General features: G+C 54.4%; 16 protein-coding genes. All 16 read left to right on the top strand.

Annotated features, from left to right (window positions below):
• The 16 genes from ACPT9Q_RS00540 to ACPT9Q_RS00465 are packed head-to-tail and all read left to right on the top strand — an operon-like array spanning position 1 to position 16,568.
• Positions 1 to 729 carry a PHP domain-containing protein gene (locus tag ACPT9Q_RS00540; protein WP_017872397.1) on the top strand — a complete coding sequence of 243 codons (729 nt, stop codon included), beginning with the start codon at positions 1 to 3 and terminating at the stop codon, positions 727 to 729.
• Positions 726 to 1,610 carry a bifunctional methylenetetrahydrofolate dehydrogenase/methenyltetrahydrofolate cyclohydrolase FolD gene (folD, locus tag ACPT9Q_RS00535; protein WP_017872396.1) on the top strand — a complete coding sequence of 295 codons (885 nt, stop codon included), beginning with the start codon at positions 726 to 728 and terminating at the stop codon, positions 1,608 to 1,610. Before ACPT9Q_RS00540 ends, folD begins: the two co-directional genes overlap by 4 nt.
• On the top strand, positions 1,610 to 2,101 hold the full coding sequence (locus tag ACPT9Q_RS00530; protein ID WP_017872395.1) for a YfcE family phosphodiesterase: 492 nt from the start codon (positions 1,610 to 1,612) through the stop codon (positions 2,099 to 2,101). The genes folD and ACPT9Q_RS00530 overlap by 1 nt, the downstream gene beginning before the upstream one ends.
• Before the next feature lie 17 nt (positions 2,102 to 2,118).
• Complete coding sequence (locus tag ACPT9Q_RS00525; RefSeq protein WP_427365958.1) at positions 2,119 to 3,717, top strand: glycoside hydrolase family 57 protein; 1,599 nt, start codon at positions 2,119 to 2,121, stop codon at positions 3,715 to 3,717.
• The gene (locus ACPT9Q_RS00520) at positions 3,690 to 4,970 is read left to right on the top strand and encodes a glucose-1-phosphate adenylyltransferase (protein WP_427365957.1); all 1,281 of its coding nucleotides are present in this window, start codon (positions 3,690 to 3,692) and stop codon (positions 4,968 to 4,970) included. Before ACPT9Q_RS00525 ends, ACPT9Q_RS00520 begins: the two co-directional genes overlap by 28 nt.
• A gap of 3 nt (positions 4,971 to 4,973) precedes the next feature.
• Entirely contained in the window at positions 4,974 to 6,500 is a 1,527-nt protein-coding gene (locus ACPT9Q_RS00515; protein ID WP_017872392.1) for a DUF4384 domain-containing protein, read from the top strand.
• 11 nt (positions 6,501 to 6,511) lie between these two features.
• Entirely contained in the window at positions 6,512 to 6,955 is a 444-nt protein-coding gene (locus tag ACPT9Q_RS00510) for an Hsp20/alpha crystallin family protein (protein ID WP_427365956.1), read from the top strand.
• Positions 6,956 to 6,957: 2 nt separating this feature from the next.
• Entirely contained in the window at positions 6,958 to 9,408 is a 2,451-nt protein-coding gene (lon, locus tag ACPT9Q_RS00505) for an endopeptidase La (RefSeq protein ID WP_427365955.1), read from the top strand.
• Complete coding sequence (locus tag ACPT9Q_RS00500; protein ID WP_017872389.1) at positions 9,395 to 10,453, top strand: M20/M25/M40 family metallo-hydrolase; 1,059 nt, start codon at positions 9,395 to 9,397, stop codon at positions 10,451 to 10,453. Before lon ends, ACPT9Q_RS00500 begins: the two co-directional genes overlap by 14 nt.
• 8 nt (positions 10,454 to 10,461) lie before the next feature.
• Positions 10,462 to 11,055 carry a galactose-1-phosphate uridylyltransferase gene (locus ACPT9Q_RS00495; protein WP_427365954.1) on the top strand — a complete coding sequence of 198 codons (594 nt, stop codon included), beginning with the start codon at positions 10,462 to 10,464 and terminating at the stop codon, positions 11,053 to 11,055.
• A complete protein-coding gene (locus ACPT9Q_RS00490; RefSeq protein ID WP_427365953.1) occupies positions 10,937 to 11,464 on the top strand; it encodes a hypothetical protein in 528 nt (175 codons plus the stop codon). Before ACPT9Q_RS00495 ends, ACPT9Q_RS00490 begins: the two co-directional genes overlap by 119 nt.
• A gap of 2 nt (positions 11,465 to 11,466) precedes the next feature.
• Entirely contained in the window at positions 11,467 to 12,723 is a 1,257-nt protein-coding gene (locus ACPT9Q_RS00485; RefSeq protein WP_427365951.1) for a glucose-1-phosphate adenylyltransferase family protein, read from the top strand.
• A 24-nt stretch (positions 12,724 to 12,747) separates the two neighbouring features.
• On the top strand, positions 12,748 to 12,990 hold the full coding sequence (locus ACPT9Q_RS00480) for a hypothetical protein (protein ID WP_017872386.1): 243 nt from the start codon (positions 12,748 to 12,750) through the stop codon (positions 12,988 to 12,990).
• A complete protein-coding gene (locus ACPT9Q_RS00475) occupies positions 12,987 to 13,889 on the top strand; it encodes a peptidyl-prolyl cis-trans isomerase (RefSeq protein ID WP_017872385.1) in 903 nt (300 codons plus the stop codon). Before ACPT9Q_RS00480 ends, ACPT9Q_RS00475 begins: the two co-directional genes overlap by 4 nt.
• A complete protein-coding gene (locus tag ACPT9Q_RS00470; protein WP_427365948.1) occupies positions 13,886 to 15,262 on the top strand; it encodes a TldD/PmbA family protein in 1,377 nt (458 codons plus the stop codon). Before ACPT9Q_RS00475 ends, ACPT9Q_RS00470 begins: the two co-directional genes overlap by 4 nt.
• Positions 15,255 to 16,568: a TldD/PmbA family protein gene (locus ACPT9Q_RS00465; protein ID WP_427365947.1), complete on the top strand. Its 1,314-nt coding sequence runs from the start codon at positions 15,255 to 15,257 to the stop codon at positions 16,566 to 16,568. Before ACPT9Q_RS00470 ends, ACPT9Q_RS00465 begins: the two co-directional genes overlap by 8 nt.
• Positions 16,569 to 16,579 lie beyond the last annotated feature (11 nt).

Below are 16,579 nucleotides of genomic sequence, written 5' to 3'. Positions count from 1 at the left end.
ATGGAGATCATTGCTGACCTCCATGTGCACACCATTGCCAGTGGTCACGGATACAGTACAATTCTGGAAAACGTTCAGGTGGCGAAGCGAAAGGGGCTTTTGGCGCTGGGCATTGCAGACCATACCCCAAGCATGCCCGGGGGGCCTTCCCCTCTGTACTTTGAGGCCCGGGGTCATTTTCCCCGTGAGGTTTTGGGGGTTCGCCTGTACTTTGGGGCGGAGGTGGATATCCTGGATGAGGAGGGGCACCTCGACCTTCCGGAGCGCATTCTCCGACGTTTGGACTTTGTGATTGTCTCTCTTCATCCCCAGGTCTTCCAGGGAGGGTCCAGAGAGGTCAATACCCGTGCCCTGCTCAGGGCTCTCGAGCATCCCCTGGTGGACATTGTTGCTCATCCGGGAAACCCTCGGTATCCCCTGGACTATGCGGAGGTGGTTGGCAGGGCTGTGCGGCTTGGCAAGGTGATCGAAATCAACAATAGCTCCTTTTCGGTGAGCCGGAGGGGGAGCGAGGAGAACTGTCGTCTCATTGCTCAGGAAGTGAAATCCCGCGGGGGATGGGTGATGGTTTCAAGCGACGCGCATTTCTGTGAGGAAGTTGGGGAGTTCGGTGAGGCACTGCGATTGCTCGAGGATGTTGGTTTCCCCAGAGAGCGAATCGTGAACGCGTCCTTAAAAAACCTTGAAGACTTCTTTGAGAGAGTGGCGCAAAGGAGGAGGAATCCGTGACATTTCCCCAGCTCATTGATGGGAAGGCAATAGCGGCGCAAATTTATGAAGAACTTCGCCCGCGAGTGGCGAGTCTTGTGGCCCAGGGATTTCAGCCTGGCCTTGCGGTGATCCTTGTTGGGGAAAATCCTGCAAGCCAGGTTTACGTCAGGAATAAAGAGAGGGCTTGTGAAAAGCTTGGGATTCGTTCCTTCAGGTACCATCTTCCTGAGAAAACGGACCTTGGAGAGCTTCTCTCCCTCATTGATACCCTGAACGCCTGTGCGGAGGTTCACGGCATCCTCGTCCAGCTCCCCCTTCCACCGCACATAGAGGAACGGAATGTTCTCTACCGTATTTCGCCGGAAAAGGATGTCGATGGTTTCCACCCCTACAATCTTGGCCGGCTCATGGTTGGGGATCCAGTTTTTCTCCCCTGCACGCCCTGGGGAATTCAGGAACTCCTCAGGCGTTCCGGCATCGAGGTGGAGGGGAAACACGTGGTCATCGTGGGTCGAAGCAACATCGTGGGGAAACCTCTGGCCATGATGTTTGTACAGAAGGCAAAAGGAGCAAATGCCACTGTTTCCATATGTCATACGAGGACCCCAGACCTTGCTGAGCACACAAAAAGGGCCGACATTCTCGTTGCCGCCTGTGGTTCTCCCCGGGTCATCACGGGGAATATGGTGAAGGAAGGGGCAGTGGTCATTGACGTTGGCATCAACCGGGTTGGCGAGAAACTCGTGGGAGACGTGGACTTTGACAGCGTGGTGGGGAAAGTGTCGTATATCACCCCGGTCCCTGGTGGTGTGGGCCCAATGACGGTGGCTATGCTCATGGCCAACACGGTGAAGGCGGCGGAGCGGTTCTTTGCCAGGGCAGGTGAAAGGAAGCAGTGATGGTTGCTATTCTTTCGGATACCCATATTCCCGAGCGAATGAAGGAGCTCCCCGAGAACCTCCTTTCCTGTCTCCAGGGGGTTTCCTGTATCCTCCATGCCGGGGATGTCACCGAATGGTGGGTCATCGAGGAACTCTCCCGTATTGCTCCGGTCTATGGCGTTTGCGGGAACATGGACACCCCCGGAGTTGCCTCCCGCCTTCCCGAGAAACGGGTTGTAGAACTCGAAAGAGTGCGGATTGGTCTTCTCCACGGGCGAGGTTCTCCGGAGGAAGCAGAGAGAATGGCCCTAAAGGCATTTGTCCAGGAGGACGTTCAAGCCATTGTTTACGGTCATTCTCATCGCCCCAAACTCGAGTGGCAGAGAACATTTCTCCTTGTGAATCCGGGGAGTCCGACAGACACCGTTTTTGCTCCCCGCCGGACTCTGGGGCGTTTGGAAATCGCAAGGGGGCGAATCCTTCGAGCCGAAATTGTTGCTTTGGAGTAAATAGGAGGTCAGAAGCAATGCCACTTTTCGTTCACATCCTCTGGCATATGCATCAGCCCTGGTACTGGGATGAAAGGAGCGGGAGGTTTATTCTCCCCTGGGTTCGCACCCACGCGACCAAGGATTACCTGTTCATGGGGAGACTCCTGGAGCGTTTTCCCTCCGTCCAGGTCACCTTCAACTTTACCCCTTCACTCCTGAAACAGATCGAGCTCTACCTTGCAGGGAAAAAAGATCGGGTCATGGAGCTTGCTGAAAAACCAGTTCTTTCCCTTACTGAGGAGGAGAAACGAGAAATCTGCGACCTCTTTTTCCTGGTGTCTTCTCCCCTGGTTTTTGCTTCCTGGCCGAGGTACAGGGAACTCTGGGAGAGAAGGTCTGAAGCCCTTTCTTCCTTCACTTCTCAGGATTTCCTCGATCTCCAGGTGCTGTACCAGCTCATCTGGTTTGACCCTCTTCTCCTCCAGGAAGACGGGGATTTGCGGAGGCTTCACGAAAAGGGACGAAACTACGGAGAAGAGGACAAAACCCTGGTTTTTGAGGTGACCATGCGGGTGTTCCGTGAGATTCTGCCCCAGTACCGGAAACTTTTGGCCGAGGGACAGATCGAGGTGACCTTTTCTCCGTTCTACCACCCCATTCTCCCCCTCCTTGTGGATACCTCTCTGGCGCAGGGCTCTGGAGAACCAACTCCTGTGCCTGGTGTACGTTATGCCTTTCCCCAGGATGCCCGGGAACAGATTCGAAGGGGCAGGGAATACGCCAGAGAGGTATGGGGACAGGAACTCTGTGGTATGTGGCCTTCGGAGGGGTCGGTGAGTGAAGAGGTCCTCTGGATGGCCCAGGAAGAAGGGGTGCGGTGGGTGGCCACTGGAGAGGAGGTGCTTTTCCGCTCCCTGCAGCAGGGACGCGGTGAGAATGGAAAGGCTCCGGAGGTGCTGTATCGTCCCCATTGCTTCGGGAAGGACGGGCGGGGGATTGTGGTGCTTTTCCGGGACCGCGTGCTCTCCGATGCCATTGGTTTCGAGTACCATCGCCTGTCGCCTCAGGATGCAGTGGAGGATTTTGTCAGGAGGCTCTGGTATATCAGGAAGTCCCTTCCTCAGAGCAGGGATTACGTGGTGAACATCATCCTTGATGGAGAGAACGCCTGGGAGTATTATAGAGATAATGGATTACCTTTTTTGACTGGACTCTACGAGGCGCTCTCTGAAGCAAGGGAGTTTGTGACGACGACGCCTTCCAAGTATCTGCAGGAACACCAGGAAGTGTCGGTACTTGAACGCCTTTTACCGGGTTCGTGGATTTTCGGGAGTTTCTCAAGCTGGATCGGTCACCCGGAAAAAAACTGGGCCTGGGAGCGGCTGTTCGAGGTTCGACAGGAGTTTGAGGAGGTGAAGGACAGGCTCTCCCCCTCAGTTCGGGAAAGAGCTTATGAGCTTATCCTCCAGGCTGAGGGGAGTGACTGGTTCTGGTGGCTTGGGGAGGACCACCCCTCTCCACAAAAGCGTGTTTTTGTCGCGTATTTCCTTGGCCTTCTCGAGGAGGTACGGGGTCTTTTGCACGCAGGCCGTGGGAGTGAGGAGCAATGTACAAGAGGGACGTTGTGGCCATGATTCTTGCCGGAGGTGAGGGAAGGAGGCTCGATATCCTCTCAGCCAAACGGGCCAAGCCTGCGGTCCCTTTCGGAGGAAAGTACCGCATCATTGATTTCTGTTTGAGCAACTGTGTACACTCTGGTATCTACTGTGTGGGGGTACTCACCCAGTACAATCCCCGGTCCCTCCATGACCACATCCGAATTGGGAAGCCCTGGAATCTGGACCGTATGGAGGGAGGGATATTCCTCCTCCAGCCGTACATCAGCGATGCAGCGACAGACTGGTATCGTGGGACTGCTGACGCCATCTATCAGAATCTGGACTTCTTACGGGAGAAAAAGCCACAACTCGTCCTCATTCTTTCCGGAGATCACATTTACAAGATGGACTACCGGCCGCTCCTTCGCTTCCATATGGAGAAGCAGGCGGATCTCACGATTTCGGTTATTGCCGTGCCGTGGGAAGAAGCCCATCGCTTTGGGGTTCTCATCGCTGATGAAGAGGGAAGAATTGTCGATTTCGAGGAGAAACCGAGGTACCCCAGGAGCAACCTCGTCAACATGGGTATCTATGTCTTTACCCTTGAGGTCCTTGAAGAAGAAGTCGAGTACGAGGCCAGGAGAGAGGGAACTTCCTTTGATTTTGGAAGAGACGTTATCCCCCGTATGGTGCGAACGCGGAGGGTTTTCGCCTTCCCCTTTGAGGGGTACTGGAAAGATGTGGGTACCCTTGACGCGTACTGGAAGGCAAATATGGAGCTCCTTGAGAGTCCTCCCCCCCTGGACCTTTACGATGAACGCTGGCCGATTTACACCCCCGTTGAGGACAGACCCCCGGTGAAACTGGGTGCCAATGCATCGGTGGAGCGGAGTATCCTGGGAAGCGGCACCATCGTGGAGGGAAGGGTTGTCAACTCGGTGCTCTTCAGCGGTGTTTGGGTCAAAAAGGGTGCGGTGGTCTGTGATTCAGTGGTTATGAGCGATACGGTGGTTGAGGAGGGGGCAGTGGTGCACCGGGCTATTCTGGACAAGGCGATCGTTGTGGGAGAGAGAGCTGTTGTGGGCTATGGGGAGGACTGGACACCAAACCGAAAGTTTCCCGACATGCTCCAGAGCGGCCTCACGGTGGTGGGGAAGAATACAAGAATTCCTCCGGGAGTTCTCATTGGCAGGAACTGTCGCATCGGTCCTGATCTCGATTACGAGGATTTCCGGGACACTCTGGTGCCAAGTGGAGAGAGTATTGAAAGGGAATCCGGAGGGAATTGAAACATGCGGTACTGGGGATGTCTTGTACTGTTTCTGGGGCTTTTGGGTTGGGCTTTTGCCTGGGGGGAACCATTCACTTTTGCAGTTGCGCCCTCAGAACTCGAAGAAATCCCCCGAATTGAAACCTCTCCTTTTGTGAGCATAGAGCCTGACCGGGGGAATTTTGGTCTCTATAGGCCCGGGGACTCGATTGTCCTTTCTCTTGCCAGCGAGAGGGATGGGTACGTGAGTGTTTTCGACTATAGTCCTCAAGGGGAGGCACGTATCCTGAGGAACAACGAATTTTTCGTTGCGGGGTCTTCGGAAAGGATTTTCGGAACGGTTACGGGTCCTGAGGGGACAGAACGATTCTTGATGGTGTTAACCCCGAGGAGGATACCGGATCGGCTCCTTGTTGAAGCCATGCGGCGACCGACGAAACTGCGATCGCTCCTTGGAGAAGACATTCATGTGCAGCACTGTGCCATTACCGTGACAAAAGAGCGTGTCCTTGCGCCATCGTTTCTCCGCTTTGACCGGGTTCCCCAGGAAGTGGCTCCGGGAGCAAGGGTGAGACTCCGGGTGTTCCTTGGGGATGAGGTGGGCAACGCGCTGGTGAATCGTCGTATCCAGTGGGAGGTCAGTGCAGGAAAGCTCGAGAGATACCAGACCTTTACGAACACGTCGGGATTTTCAGAAGTATGGTATACTGCTCCTGCGTCCCTGGAGGACCAGGAGGTCACGATTCGGGCAAGTTTTGACGGAGATATGGTGTACGGATCGTCCCTTGAAGAAGTGCGCTTCATCGTGAGGGCAGAGCGCGTGCTCACCGTCCTTGAGCTGTCGCCGAAGGTTTTCCACCTGAGCTCAGGCGAAGTTATTGATTTTGTGGCCGTCCTTCAGGATGTTCGGGGGAAACCCCTTGATGGGGAGACCATTCGCTGGAGGGTGAATGTGGGGAGCTTCGAGCAGAGCGAGACGGTGACAGGTGCTTCAGGGAGGGCGAGGAATCGCTTTTTCGCTCCCTGGGTGGAGACGCAAGAGAGCGTAGAAGTTCAGGTGTTCTTCGACGGAACAGCGAGGTTCTCTGCCTCCCAGGGATATGCGAGTGGGACGGTAAGTGGAGCGGGCGTCTATCTGGGAGAGGGTTTCTATTTCCTCGATGTGAGTAACGGCAAGGTGAAAACGAACCTTGAGGACCTTGTGTATCAGGGAGACATTGGGAAGGGGTTTTCTCCAAATCCTGTATTCTCTCTGCTTTTGGCTGCAGGTGGTTTTATCGAGGGAATGTTTTTCCTCTCCCAGCCTCTTCAGGAGGGAGCGCTGTGTCTGTGGGGAAGGGCAGAGGACAGGGGTACCCTCAGGGTGTATGTGAACGGGAAGTTAGGCTTTGCTGGAGAAGTACAAAGAGGCAGGGGTGGTCCTCTGGAAGTTCAGATTGTTTCCCTGGCCCCGTTTCTTGAGCTGGGGAAGAACACTGTTCGGATTGAATTTGAGCCGGCGGTTCGCGGAGCGAGGTACGCTCTCCAGCGCATTTTGGTGGTTTTTTGATGGAGGAGGCTATGGGGCAGTTTGATTCTCTCTGGGAAGAGTTCTTCTCCATGCAGTGGGAAATGCAAAAGTTTGTGGAGCATCTTGCTGGCAAAAGGCCAAGTTTTGCTCCTTTTGCTGAAGAACCCTGGGTCCCCGCCTGTGACGTTTTTGAGACCGATGTTGCCTTTTTTGTTGTGGTGGAACTTGCTGGGGTGGATCCAAAAGAGATAGAAATCTTTGTCCAGGGGAGAAAACTTGTGGTTCGGGGAGAGCGCCAAGAGATTCCCTCTCCGCCGAAGCGGGATTACTATCTCATGGAAATCCATTTTGGTCCTTTTTACCGGGAAATTGAGTTTGAGGAGGACATCGAGGATACGGCAGTGCGGGCAAAATACCGGAATGGGTTTCTGGTCATTGAGTGCCCCAAAAAGTGCGTCTGGGAGCGACAAGTGCCAATTGATGAGGGGGCATGAGTATGTGGTCGGAGGAATGGCCTGCGCTTTTTGAGGAAGAGAAGCCAGTAGAACTTCTGGAACGAATGCTGCCGTCTTCCGAAAAGCGAGACTGGGAATTTCCTGAGGAAATTCCTGTCCTTCCCCTTGAGGACAACGTGCTTTTCCCGGAAATTGCCTTCCCCTGGGTGGTTCAGGGGGAGACTTGGGTTCGCCTTGTCCACGAAGCGGTTCTCAAAGATAAAATCATCGGTGTCATTGCCCTTCGGGAGAAACCGGGGGACAGACCTCTTGAACCACAGGACCTTTACAAGGTCGGGGTCGTGGGGAGAATCTCCCGCATGCTTCGGCTCCCCGAAGAGGCAGTTCAGATTCTTGTTTTTGGGCTGGCAACGTTTGTGGTCAAGGAGTGGGTACGGTGGGAACCGTACCCTGTTGCCCGTATTGAGATCGTCCGCACCGAGGAAATCCGCACAGACGAAGTGGAGGCGCTGAAGCGCAATATTCTTAGCCTTTTCCAGAAGGTTGTTGAACTTGCGCCGTATCTGCCTAAAGAGGCCTTTGTGGCAGCGATGAACATCAAGGAACCCGCGCGCCTTGCTCATTTTGTGGCTTTTAACCTGAACCTCGATGTTGCTGGGAAACAGGATGTTCTTGCCTCTTTCGACCTTGTGGAGAAGTTGAAGAAGGTCACCTACTACCTGACACGGGAGCTCGAAATCCTCCAGATAGGGAGCAAAATTCAGGCTCAGATTCAGAAGGAGATGGCCAAGACCCAGCGGGAGTATTTCCTGCGGGAGCAGCTCAAGGCCATCCAGCGGGAGCTTGGAGAACTCGATGAACGGGGAAGCGAGATTACTCGGCTCAGGGAAAAAATCAAAGCTTTGGGCCTTGCTCCGGAAGTGGAGGAGGAGGTGGAAAAAGAGCTTGACCGTCTCTCGCATATCCCCACCACCTCCCCCGAGTACCCGGTTATTCGGAACTACATCGACTGGATTCTTGAACTTCCCTGGAATAAGAGCACCGAGGACACCCTTGACGTGGAACTTGCTCGGAAAATCCTCGACGAGGACCACCATGACCTTGAGAAGGTCAAGGAGCGCATCCTTGAGTACCTCGCCGTGTGTCAGCTGAAGAAAGACCTCAAGGGTCCGATTCTCTGCTTTGTGGGTCCTCCTGGAGTGGGGAAGACTTCGCTTGGGAAGTCCATTGCCCGGTCCCTGGGGCGGAGGTTCGTACGGATTTCCCTTGGTGGTGTTCGGGATGAAGCCGAGATTCGGGGACATCGGCGTACCTACGTTGGGGCAATGCCGGGGAGAATCATTCAGGGTCTCCGCAGGGCAGGAACGAACAACCCCGTGTTCATGCTCGACGAGATTGACAAGATTGGTGTGGATTTTCGGGGGGATCCAGCAGCGGCGCTCCTTGAGGTTCTTGACCCTGAACAGAATGAGGCCTTTGTGGACCATTACCTTGGAGTTCCCTTCAACCTCTCCCGGGTTCTTTTCATTGCCACGGCCAACGTGGTCGATACCATTCCTCCGGCCCTCCTTGACCGGATGGAGCTGATTTTCCTCTCGGGGTACACGGACCAGGACAAACTGGTGATTGCCAAGCGCTACCTTGTCCCGAAACAGTGCCGGGAGAACGGTATTCCGGAGGACCTGTTGCATATCCCTGACGAGACCATCCTCACCATTGTCCGGGAGTACACACGGGAGGCAGGGGTGCGGCAGCTTGAGCGAAACATTGCCTCGGTGTGCCGGAAGGTGGCCAAACGCATAGCCTCGGGGGAACAGGGTCCCTTTGTGGTTGATATCCCGCTTCTTAGGGAATTCCTCGGACCTCGGCGGTACTCCCGGGACATGTTCTCTCCTCAGGGAAGGGTAGGCGTGGCTGTGGGTCTTGCGTGGACCGAGGTTGGCGGAGAGGTCCTTTTTGTGGAAACGGTTGCCCTCCCGGGGAAGGGAAATCTCATCCTTACTGGAAACATGGGGAAAATCATGCAGGAATCGGCCCGCATTGTGCTCTCGTGTGTTCGGGAGCGTTCGAGGGAGTGGCATATTCCCGAAGACTTCTACGAAAAGAAAGACATTCACATTCACGTTCCCGCAGGGGCAATCCCCAAAGATGGACCATCTGCCGGCGTCACCATGGCGGTTTCTCTGGTTTCTGCACTGACGAAAACTCCTCCCTGTCAGGGATTGGCCATGACTGGAGAAGTCACGCTCACAGGGCGGGTTCTCCCTGTAGGAGGAATTAAGGAAAAGGTCCTGGCTGCATACCGGGCAGGCATTGGGACGGTGATTCTCCCCAAGGAGAACGAGAAAGACCTTGAAGAGGTTCCCGAGGAGGTCAGGCGGGAATTGCAATTCCACTTCGTGGAAACCCTTGATGAAGCCCTGGCGCTGGCTTTTGGCAGAAGCCTTGAGGAAATATCCCTTGAAAGGAGGAATACCAATGGACTCGGATAGCCTGGATTTCCTGCGAAAACTCATTTCCACCCCCAGTCCTTCTGGTTTTGAGGAGGAAGTGCAGAGGATTTTTCTGGAGCGCATTCAGGACAGGGTCGATAGAACGTATAAAGACGTTCATGGTAATGCCTTTGGGGTTATCCACCCTGACAGAACCCCCCGGGTGATGCTTGCCGGACACTGTGATGAAGTAGGTCTTATGGTGGAGTACGTGAACGACCAGGGGTATATCTATTTTTCGGCCGTAGGCGGTGTGGATCCTCACGTCACTGCAGGAACCAGGGTGCTCATCCATACGGGTTCCGGTCCTGTTCCCGGTGTAGTGGGGAAAAAGCCGATTCACCTCATGGAGGAAAAGGACCGCCAGAAGGTGGTGAAAATCGAGGAACAGTGGATTGACATCGGGGTGAAGACCAAGGAAGAAGCCCTCAAACTTGTGAGCATTGGAGACCCAATTACCTTTGACGTGGGCTTTCGACCCCTTTTCGGGACGAGGGTGGCAGGGAAGGGTTTTGACGACAAGGTGGGAGTGTTTGTTGTGGCGGAGACGCTCCGCCGGGTAAACCGGGAAAAACTCTGCTGCGCCGTATATGGGGTGAGTACCGTTCAGGAAGAGCTCGGTCTTCGAGGAGCGCGGACGAGTGCCTTTGGTATTGCGCCTCATGTAGGCATTGCCATTGATGTGACGTTTGCCTCCGATTGTCCGGATGTAGATAAGCGAAAAGTCGGCGACATAGCCTTAGGGAAAGGTCCGGTCATTGCCCGGGGACCCAATATCAACCCCAAGGTGTTCCAGCGGTTTGTGGACATTGCCAGAACCCATGGGATTCCCTATCAGGTTCAGGCAGAATCCAGGGCAACAGGGACGGACGCCAACGCCATCCAGGTGACTAGAGAAGGTGTGGTGACGGGACTCATCGGCATACCTAACCGGTACATGCATACTCCTTCGGAGGTCATTGACACTGAAGACGTGGAAAATGCCGTACAGTTGCTTGTGCTTTTCCTTGAAAGCCTGAGTGGAGACGAGGACTGGATTCCCTGAAATTCCCTATGTCGGAGTGGCGGAAGGACCCCTTTACTGAACGCTGGACCATTGTGGCTCCGGAGCGTGCAGGTCGTCCATATGAATTTGGGGAGGGAGAAGGGACTCAGTGTCCCTTCTGTGAGGGCATGGAGACCATGACCCCTCCTGAGGTGTTCAGCATTCGTCGTGACGGAACCGCGGAGAACCAGCCGGGATGGTTTGTTCGGGTTTTTCCGAACAAGTACCCCGCACTCCAGAGGGATATCCCTTTCTGGAGTATGGAAGATGAATTTCACCAGGCGATGAGCGGCTTTGGAGTGCATGAAGTCATCGTTGAAACTCCCCATCATGCTGTGGATTTCTCAGAGCTCCCTGAGGAACAGATTGTCAAGGTGCTGATGACATACAGGGAGCGATTGCGGTATTTCTCGGGCGAGAAGGAGCTCCAGTACGGTTTGATTTTCAAAAACCAGGGTGTGGAGGCCGGGGCTTCCATGAGCCATGCTCACTCCCAGTTTGTCGCTACGCCTGTCATTCCCCAGGCTGTTTGCGCGGAACTCCAGAGTGCAAGAGCGTTCTACTCGCAGCGGGGGAAAATGTCTCTTCTGTGCGCTCCTTGAACAGGAGAGAAAGAAGTTTACCCGAGTCGTTTTTGAAAGCAAGCATTTTGTTGCTCTGGTTCCCTATGCTGCTCGCCTCCCCTTTGAGGTTGTGGTGCTCCCGGTGTCTCACAGTGCTACTTTCTTGGAGGAAACACGTCTTGAAGACCTGGCTCAGACTCTGCGCAGAGTCCTCTGGGGTGTTCGGGAGTGCTCAGGTGGGTCCGCTTTTAATTTCGTTCTCCACAGTGTACCGTACCATGCCAGGAGTGAAGAATATCAGGGTTACCATTGGCACTTTGAGATTTTGCCGAGCTTTCCCCGGGTAGCAGGATTTGAGTGGGGAAGCGGGTTTTCCATTAACGTCCTGCCTCCTGAAGAGGCAGCCTCAAGGCTTCGTCTCTGCCTTGGGTTCCAGGAGAGTGAATGAATATGCCACCAATCCGGTACGCCATGATTCTCGCAGGGGGAAAAGGAGATCGGCTGAGTGTGCTCTCGGTCGAGCGTGCAAAAGCGGCCGTGCCTTTTGGAGGATGCTACCGTCTCATCGATTTCCCCTTGAGTAACTGCGTGAACTCTGGGATTTATGACATCGGTGTGCTCACGCAGTACCAGCCTCGTTCGCTCATCGAACACATTGGGGCTGGACGTCCCTGGGATCTCGACAGGAAACAGGGTGGCATTGAACTCTTGCAACCGTACTTGGGTCGAACTGTTGGGGGATGGTATCGGGGGACGGGGGATGCCCTGTACCAGAATATGAATATCATCCTCCGAAAGAGAGTTCCCCACCTTCTTGTGCTCTCTGGAGACCATGCGTATCTCATGGACTATAACCCTCTCATGGCATACCATATTGACCGGGATGCTGATGTTACCCTTGTGGTCACCCGGGTGCGGGAGGAGGATGTTTCCCGATTTGGTGTGGTTGCGGTGGACGAGGACAACTGGATCACCCGTTTTGAAGAAAAGCCATCCGTTCCCTGGTCGACCATCGCTTTCATGGGGATTTACGTCTTCCGCACCGAGTTCCTTGTGGAGAAATTGCTTGAGAATGCCAGGGAAGGAAAATTCGACCTTGTGCGTGATACCGTTATCGCCAGCGTGGGAAAGGTGAGGATGCAGGCGTACTTTTACACTGGACCGTGGTTTGATGTTGGGACGATTCGGGCATACTGGGAGGCCAACATGCATCTTCTGGTTCCCCTACCCTCTTTCAACCTCTATGATCCTGATTGGGTCATCTACACCAACCGTCCTCCTTATCCCCCAACGCAGATTTGCAAAGGCGCTCGGGTTGCCTCAAGCATCATTGGGGAAGGAGCGGTCGTCAAGGGAGAGGTTGTGCACTCGGTGATTTTCCCGGGAGTTGTGGTCGAAGAGGGAGCCCAGGTCCATGATTCCATCATCTTCAACGATTCGGTTGTTGGGGAAAGGGCCCGGGTCTTTCTGAGTATCCTCGACAAGAGAGTGGTGGTGGAGAAAGGAGCGGTGGTGGGATATGGAGACGACCTGACACCAAACGACGCTCGTCCGGACCTCCTGAACTGGGGGGTCAACCTCGTCGGGAAGGGGAGTGTTATCCCGGAAGGGCTGGTGATTCACAGGAATTGCCTCATCGGCATTGGAGTACGGAGGGAGCGTTTTGAAGGTTTGAAGGAACTTCGGAGTGGTTCGGTCATCGTATAGCTTTCTGGACTGGGGGTCTGTGCCTTGCTTTTGGGAATTCTGCTCATCGTTCTTGTGCTGTACGGGCTTTTGCTTTTTTGGGTTCTCAACGAACGGTTGAAAGAAGTGCAACATCTTTTGCGGTCCCTGGCAAAAAAGGTGGACCGGCTGGGAGAAAAACGCAGCCTTCCGGAGGAAAGGAGGGAAGAAGAGAATATCGCAGAGGACCATTTTCCCTTGTACGTCCTTGAAGACGAAATTACCAGAGAGAAAGGAGAAGAGCAATGAGGTTATTGCGAGTTTGGGGACTGCTTATCCTTGCGGTTTGTGTGCTGGTGTGGGGATGGAATGTCTGGGCTGAAGAGACGTCTACACCTCAGGGTGTGGAGCAGAAGATTGTCGCTGAGGTGAATGGAGAACCGGTTTACCTTGAGGACCTTGAGAGGATATGGAATAATCTCCCCGAGGCGTACAGAACGCAGTTTCCTGGAGGTATGCGGGATCTTCTGGAGCAATTCATTCGCCAGCTCCTCCTTTTGCAGGAGGCTCGGAAAATCGGGCTTGAATCGGATCCTGAAGTGGTGAAGCAGATTGAGGAGCTCAAAAAGCAGGTTCTCATTCGGGAAATCATCAAGAGGGAAATCATCGAGAAGGTTCAGGTAAGCGACGAAGAAATCCAGAAAGAGTACAACGCCAATCCCACGCTCTACACCGAGCCTGAACAGGTGAAAGCGCGGCACATTATGGTGAGTTCTCGGGAAAAGGCAGAAGCTATTCTTGAGGAGTTGAAGACTGGGCGACCCTTTGATGAGGTGGCACGGGAGAAGTCTGAGTCGCCTGACGCCTTAAGCGGTGGCGCAATGGGGTATATCAGGCGGGGAGACCTTGATCCTGAAATCGAAAGGATTCTCTTCGAACTTGCTCCGGGAAATTACAGCGATATTGTGGAGATCAACGATGGGTTCCACATCTTCTTTGTGGAGGAACATCTGAAGCCCCGCCTCAAGGAGCTCTCGGAAGTTCGCGAGGAAATCGTCGCCCGTCTTACCCCCCGGAAGCAGCAGGAAGCGTTTGAGAAATGGATTGAAGAGTTGAAAAGCAAGGCTGAAATTGCCATAATAGAGGAGAATTTACCCTCAGGGAGCAACGCCGAAAAAGTCCAAGAAGGTGAGTCACCGTCTCCATGAGAGAGATCTTGCGTGACCTCGCACGGAGACCTCAGAATGGGGAATACCTGGAAATTCGTCTGGAGCACATCGTGACCACGAGTATCCGTATCCACAACACTACTGTGGAGAGGTTCAAGGTCACGGAAGAGCGGGGCGGTTCCCTCCGCATTCTCCATCCCAAAACGGGTTGGTGGTTTGCGAGTTTCCAAGGGTGGGACAACCTCGGAGAGTACGTTGTTTCCGGTCTGCGCTCGGTTGCCCTCCTTCCGCAAGGGAGAACCGGTGTTGTCCGGGGAGAGGGGGCCGAGGAGGAGATTCGTTTTTTCCCGCGAGAGGATTTCCGGGAGAAGCCCCTTGGGGAGAAAGTCCAGCTTCTTTTCACCTATGCCCGAATGCTTCGGGAGGCCTCTCCTTTTGTGGTCAGTGCGGTTGTGGAGTACCGTGATGAGTGGCGCACCGTGTACTTCGCCAACTCCGATGGGTCCGTGATCTTCTGGGAAAAACCTGACATTTCGCTGAGCTTTGTGGCAACGGCCAGGAAAGGAGACCAGATTGAGGTCTATCGTGATGGAGTGGCCGGGAAGGCGGGGTTTGAGCTTGTGAGGGAGTTAGAGGAACTTGCCCATCGGGTGGGGAAGCAGGCGGAGGCGTTGCTCTTTGCCCGACCCTTCCCTGGTGGGGTGTACGATGTGGTTCTGGATCCGGTCCTTGCGGGGGTTTTCATTCACGAGGCGTTTGGGCATCTCAGTGAGGCAGATTTTCTTTCCCGGAACGAGCGCCTTCAAAAACTCATGGTACTGGGGAAGCCAATTGCTTCCCCAGTGCTCTCGGTATTTGATGACGGAAGCCTCGAAAACCTCAGGGGCTCTTCTCCCTACGACGATGAGGGTACGCGGACGCAACGGACATACCTTATCCGGGAGGGCTATCTCTCTGGAAGACTGCACTCGCGGGAGACAGCATTTCTCCTTGGCGAGTCCCCCACGGGGAATGCCCGCACCATTTCGTATCGTTTCCCACCCATTGTGCGGATGACCAACACGGGAATTGAGCCGGGAACGGTATCTCCTCAGGACCTCTTTGCTGACATCGAACGGGGTGTGTACGCGGTGGAGTACGTTGGTGGGAACACTGCCCTCGAGCTTTTCACCTTCTCCCCAGCCTACGGGTACCTTATCGAAAGGGGAAAGGTTGGGGAGATGGTGAAGGACATTGTCCTCAGTGGAAATCTCTTTCAGACTCTTGGTAAAATAGACGCAGTAGCGAATGATTTCCGCTGGACTGAGGTGGGCTGGTGCGGGAAGGGTGAGCAGATGGGCCTTCCCACGCCAACGGGAAGTCCACACGTTCGATTGCGGGAAGTCCTTGTGGGGGGACAGTACCATGCGTGAGGTTGTGAGCATTGCGAGAGCCAGGGGGCTTCAGGCAGACCTCTTTGTGCGGAAAGTCTGGGAAAAAAGCATAGAGTACGAAGCTGGAACATTTCGGGGGTATGTGGTGAGAGAGCATACCGGGTGTGGGTTGAGGGTGATTCGCCCCGACAAACACCTGGGATTTTACGCTTTCACGCCTCCCTGTGCCCCTTCGGAGGCAGTAGACCAGGCTCTGGAAGTGAGCGCTTTTGGTGACGTGGTTGATTTCACCATCCCTTCCTACCCTTCCACCACCGAATGGAAGGATTTTGTTGATCCTCGCCTTGAAGAACTGAGCGTTCGGGAAATGGTAGAGATTGGGGAGTATCTTGTGGGACAGCTCAAGGCAACCCATCCTGAGGTTTTGACGAATGTTCGTATTGTTGCGGGAAGAGAGGAACGGGAGCTCTTCAATCACCATGAAGAGGAGATTCGCTTTGCCCGAACTTTTTTTGACATCTCGATTGAGGCCACTCGGGTGAAGGACGATGATATCCTGACCGTGTATGTGGAGAGGGGCTGGGGCAATCGGGACATCGACGTTGACGACCTCCTGAAAGAGGTTGAGCTCAGGCTTGACCTTTCAGAGCGGGTGGTTTCCATCCAGAGTGGACAGTATCCCGTGCTTTTTACCCCCTCAGGATGTATGGTCCTTCTGTATCCCTTGCTATATGGGTTGAGCGGTCGTAATATCGCCTTTGGAAAATCCCCACTCCAGGACAAACTTGGTAAGGTTCTCTTTTCCTCGCTGTTCTCTCTTGTTGAGGTTCCTCAGGAGCCCTGGGCTTTGGGTTCGTGCCCGTTTGATGATGAGGGGATACTGACCCCCGAGGAGCGTGTCCTTGTGGAGAGCGGGAAGGTGGAAGATGGTTTCTGGGACCTCTGGAGTGCGGCAAGGACTGGACGAAGGACCACAGCCAGTGGTTTCCGTCGTTCTCCATGGGACATGCCAGAGCCAGGCTTTAGCGTCTTGAAAATCAAAAATGGGCTACGGGATCGCGAGACTTTAGTGGAGGAGCTTGAAGAAGGCCTCGTGGTGGATAGCCTTCTCGGGCTTGGTCAGAGCAACATTGCCTCGGGATTTTTCTCCTGTGGTGTGCAGCTTGGCTTTTACGTGAGGGGTGGCGAAATCCAGGGACGTGTCAAAAATGTTATGATCAGTGGCAATGCCTATGAAGCCCTGAAAAATATTAAGGAACTTTCCCGGGACTGCCGGTGGGTGCAGGGGAGTATCCTTGCCCCTTACATTCTCGTTGAGCCCATCCAGGTGAATGCCGCAAGCTAAACGCAAGGAAG

Source organism: Candidatus Caldatribacterium saccharofermentans (assembly GCF_050267035.1).
GTDB classification, from domain to species: Bacteria; Atribacterota; Atribacteria; order Atribacterales; family Caldatribacteriaceae; genus Caldatribacterium; species Caldatribacterium saccharofermentans.
This window is presented reverse-complemented; position numbering and strand designations above follow the sequence as displayed.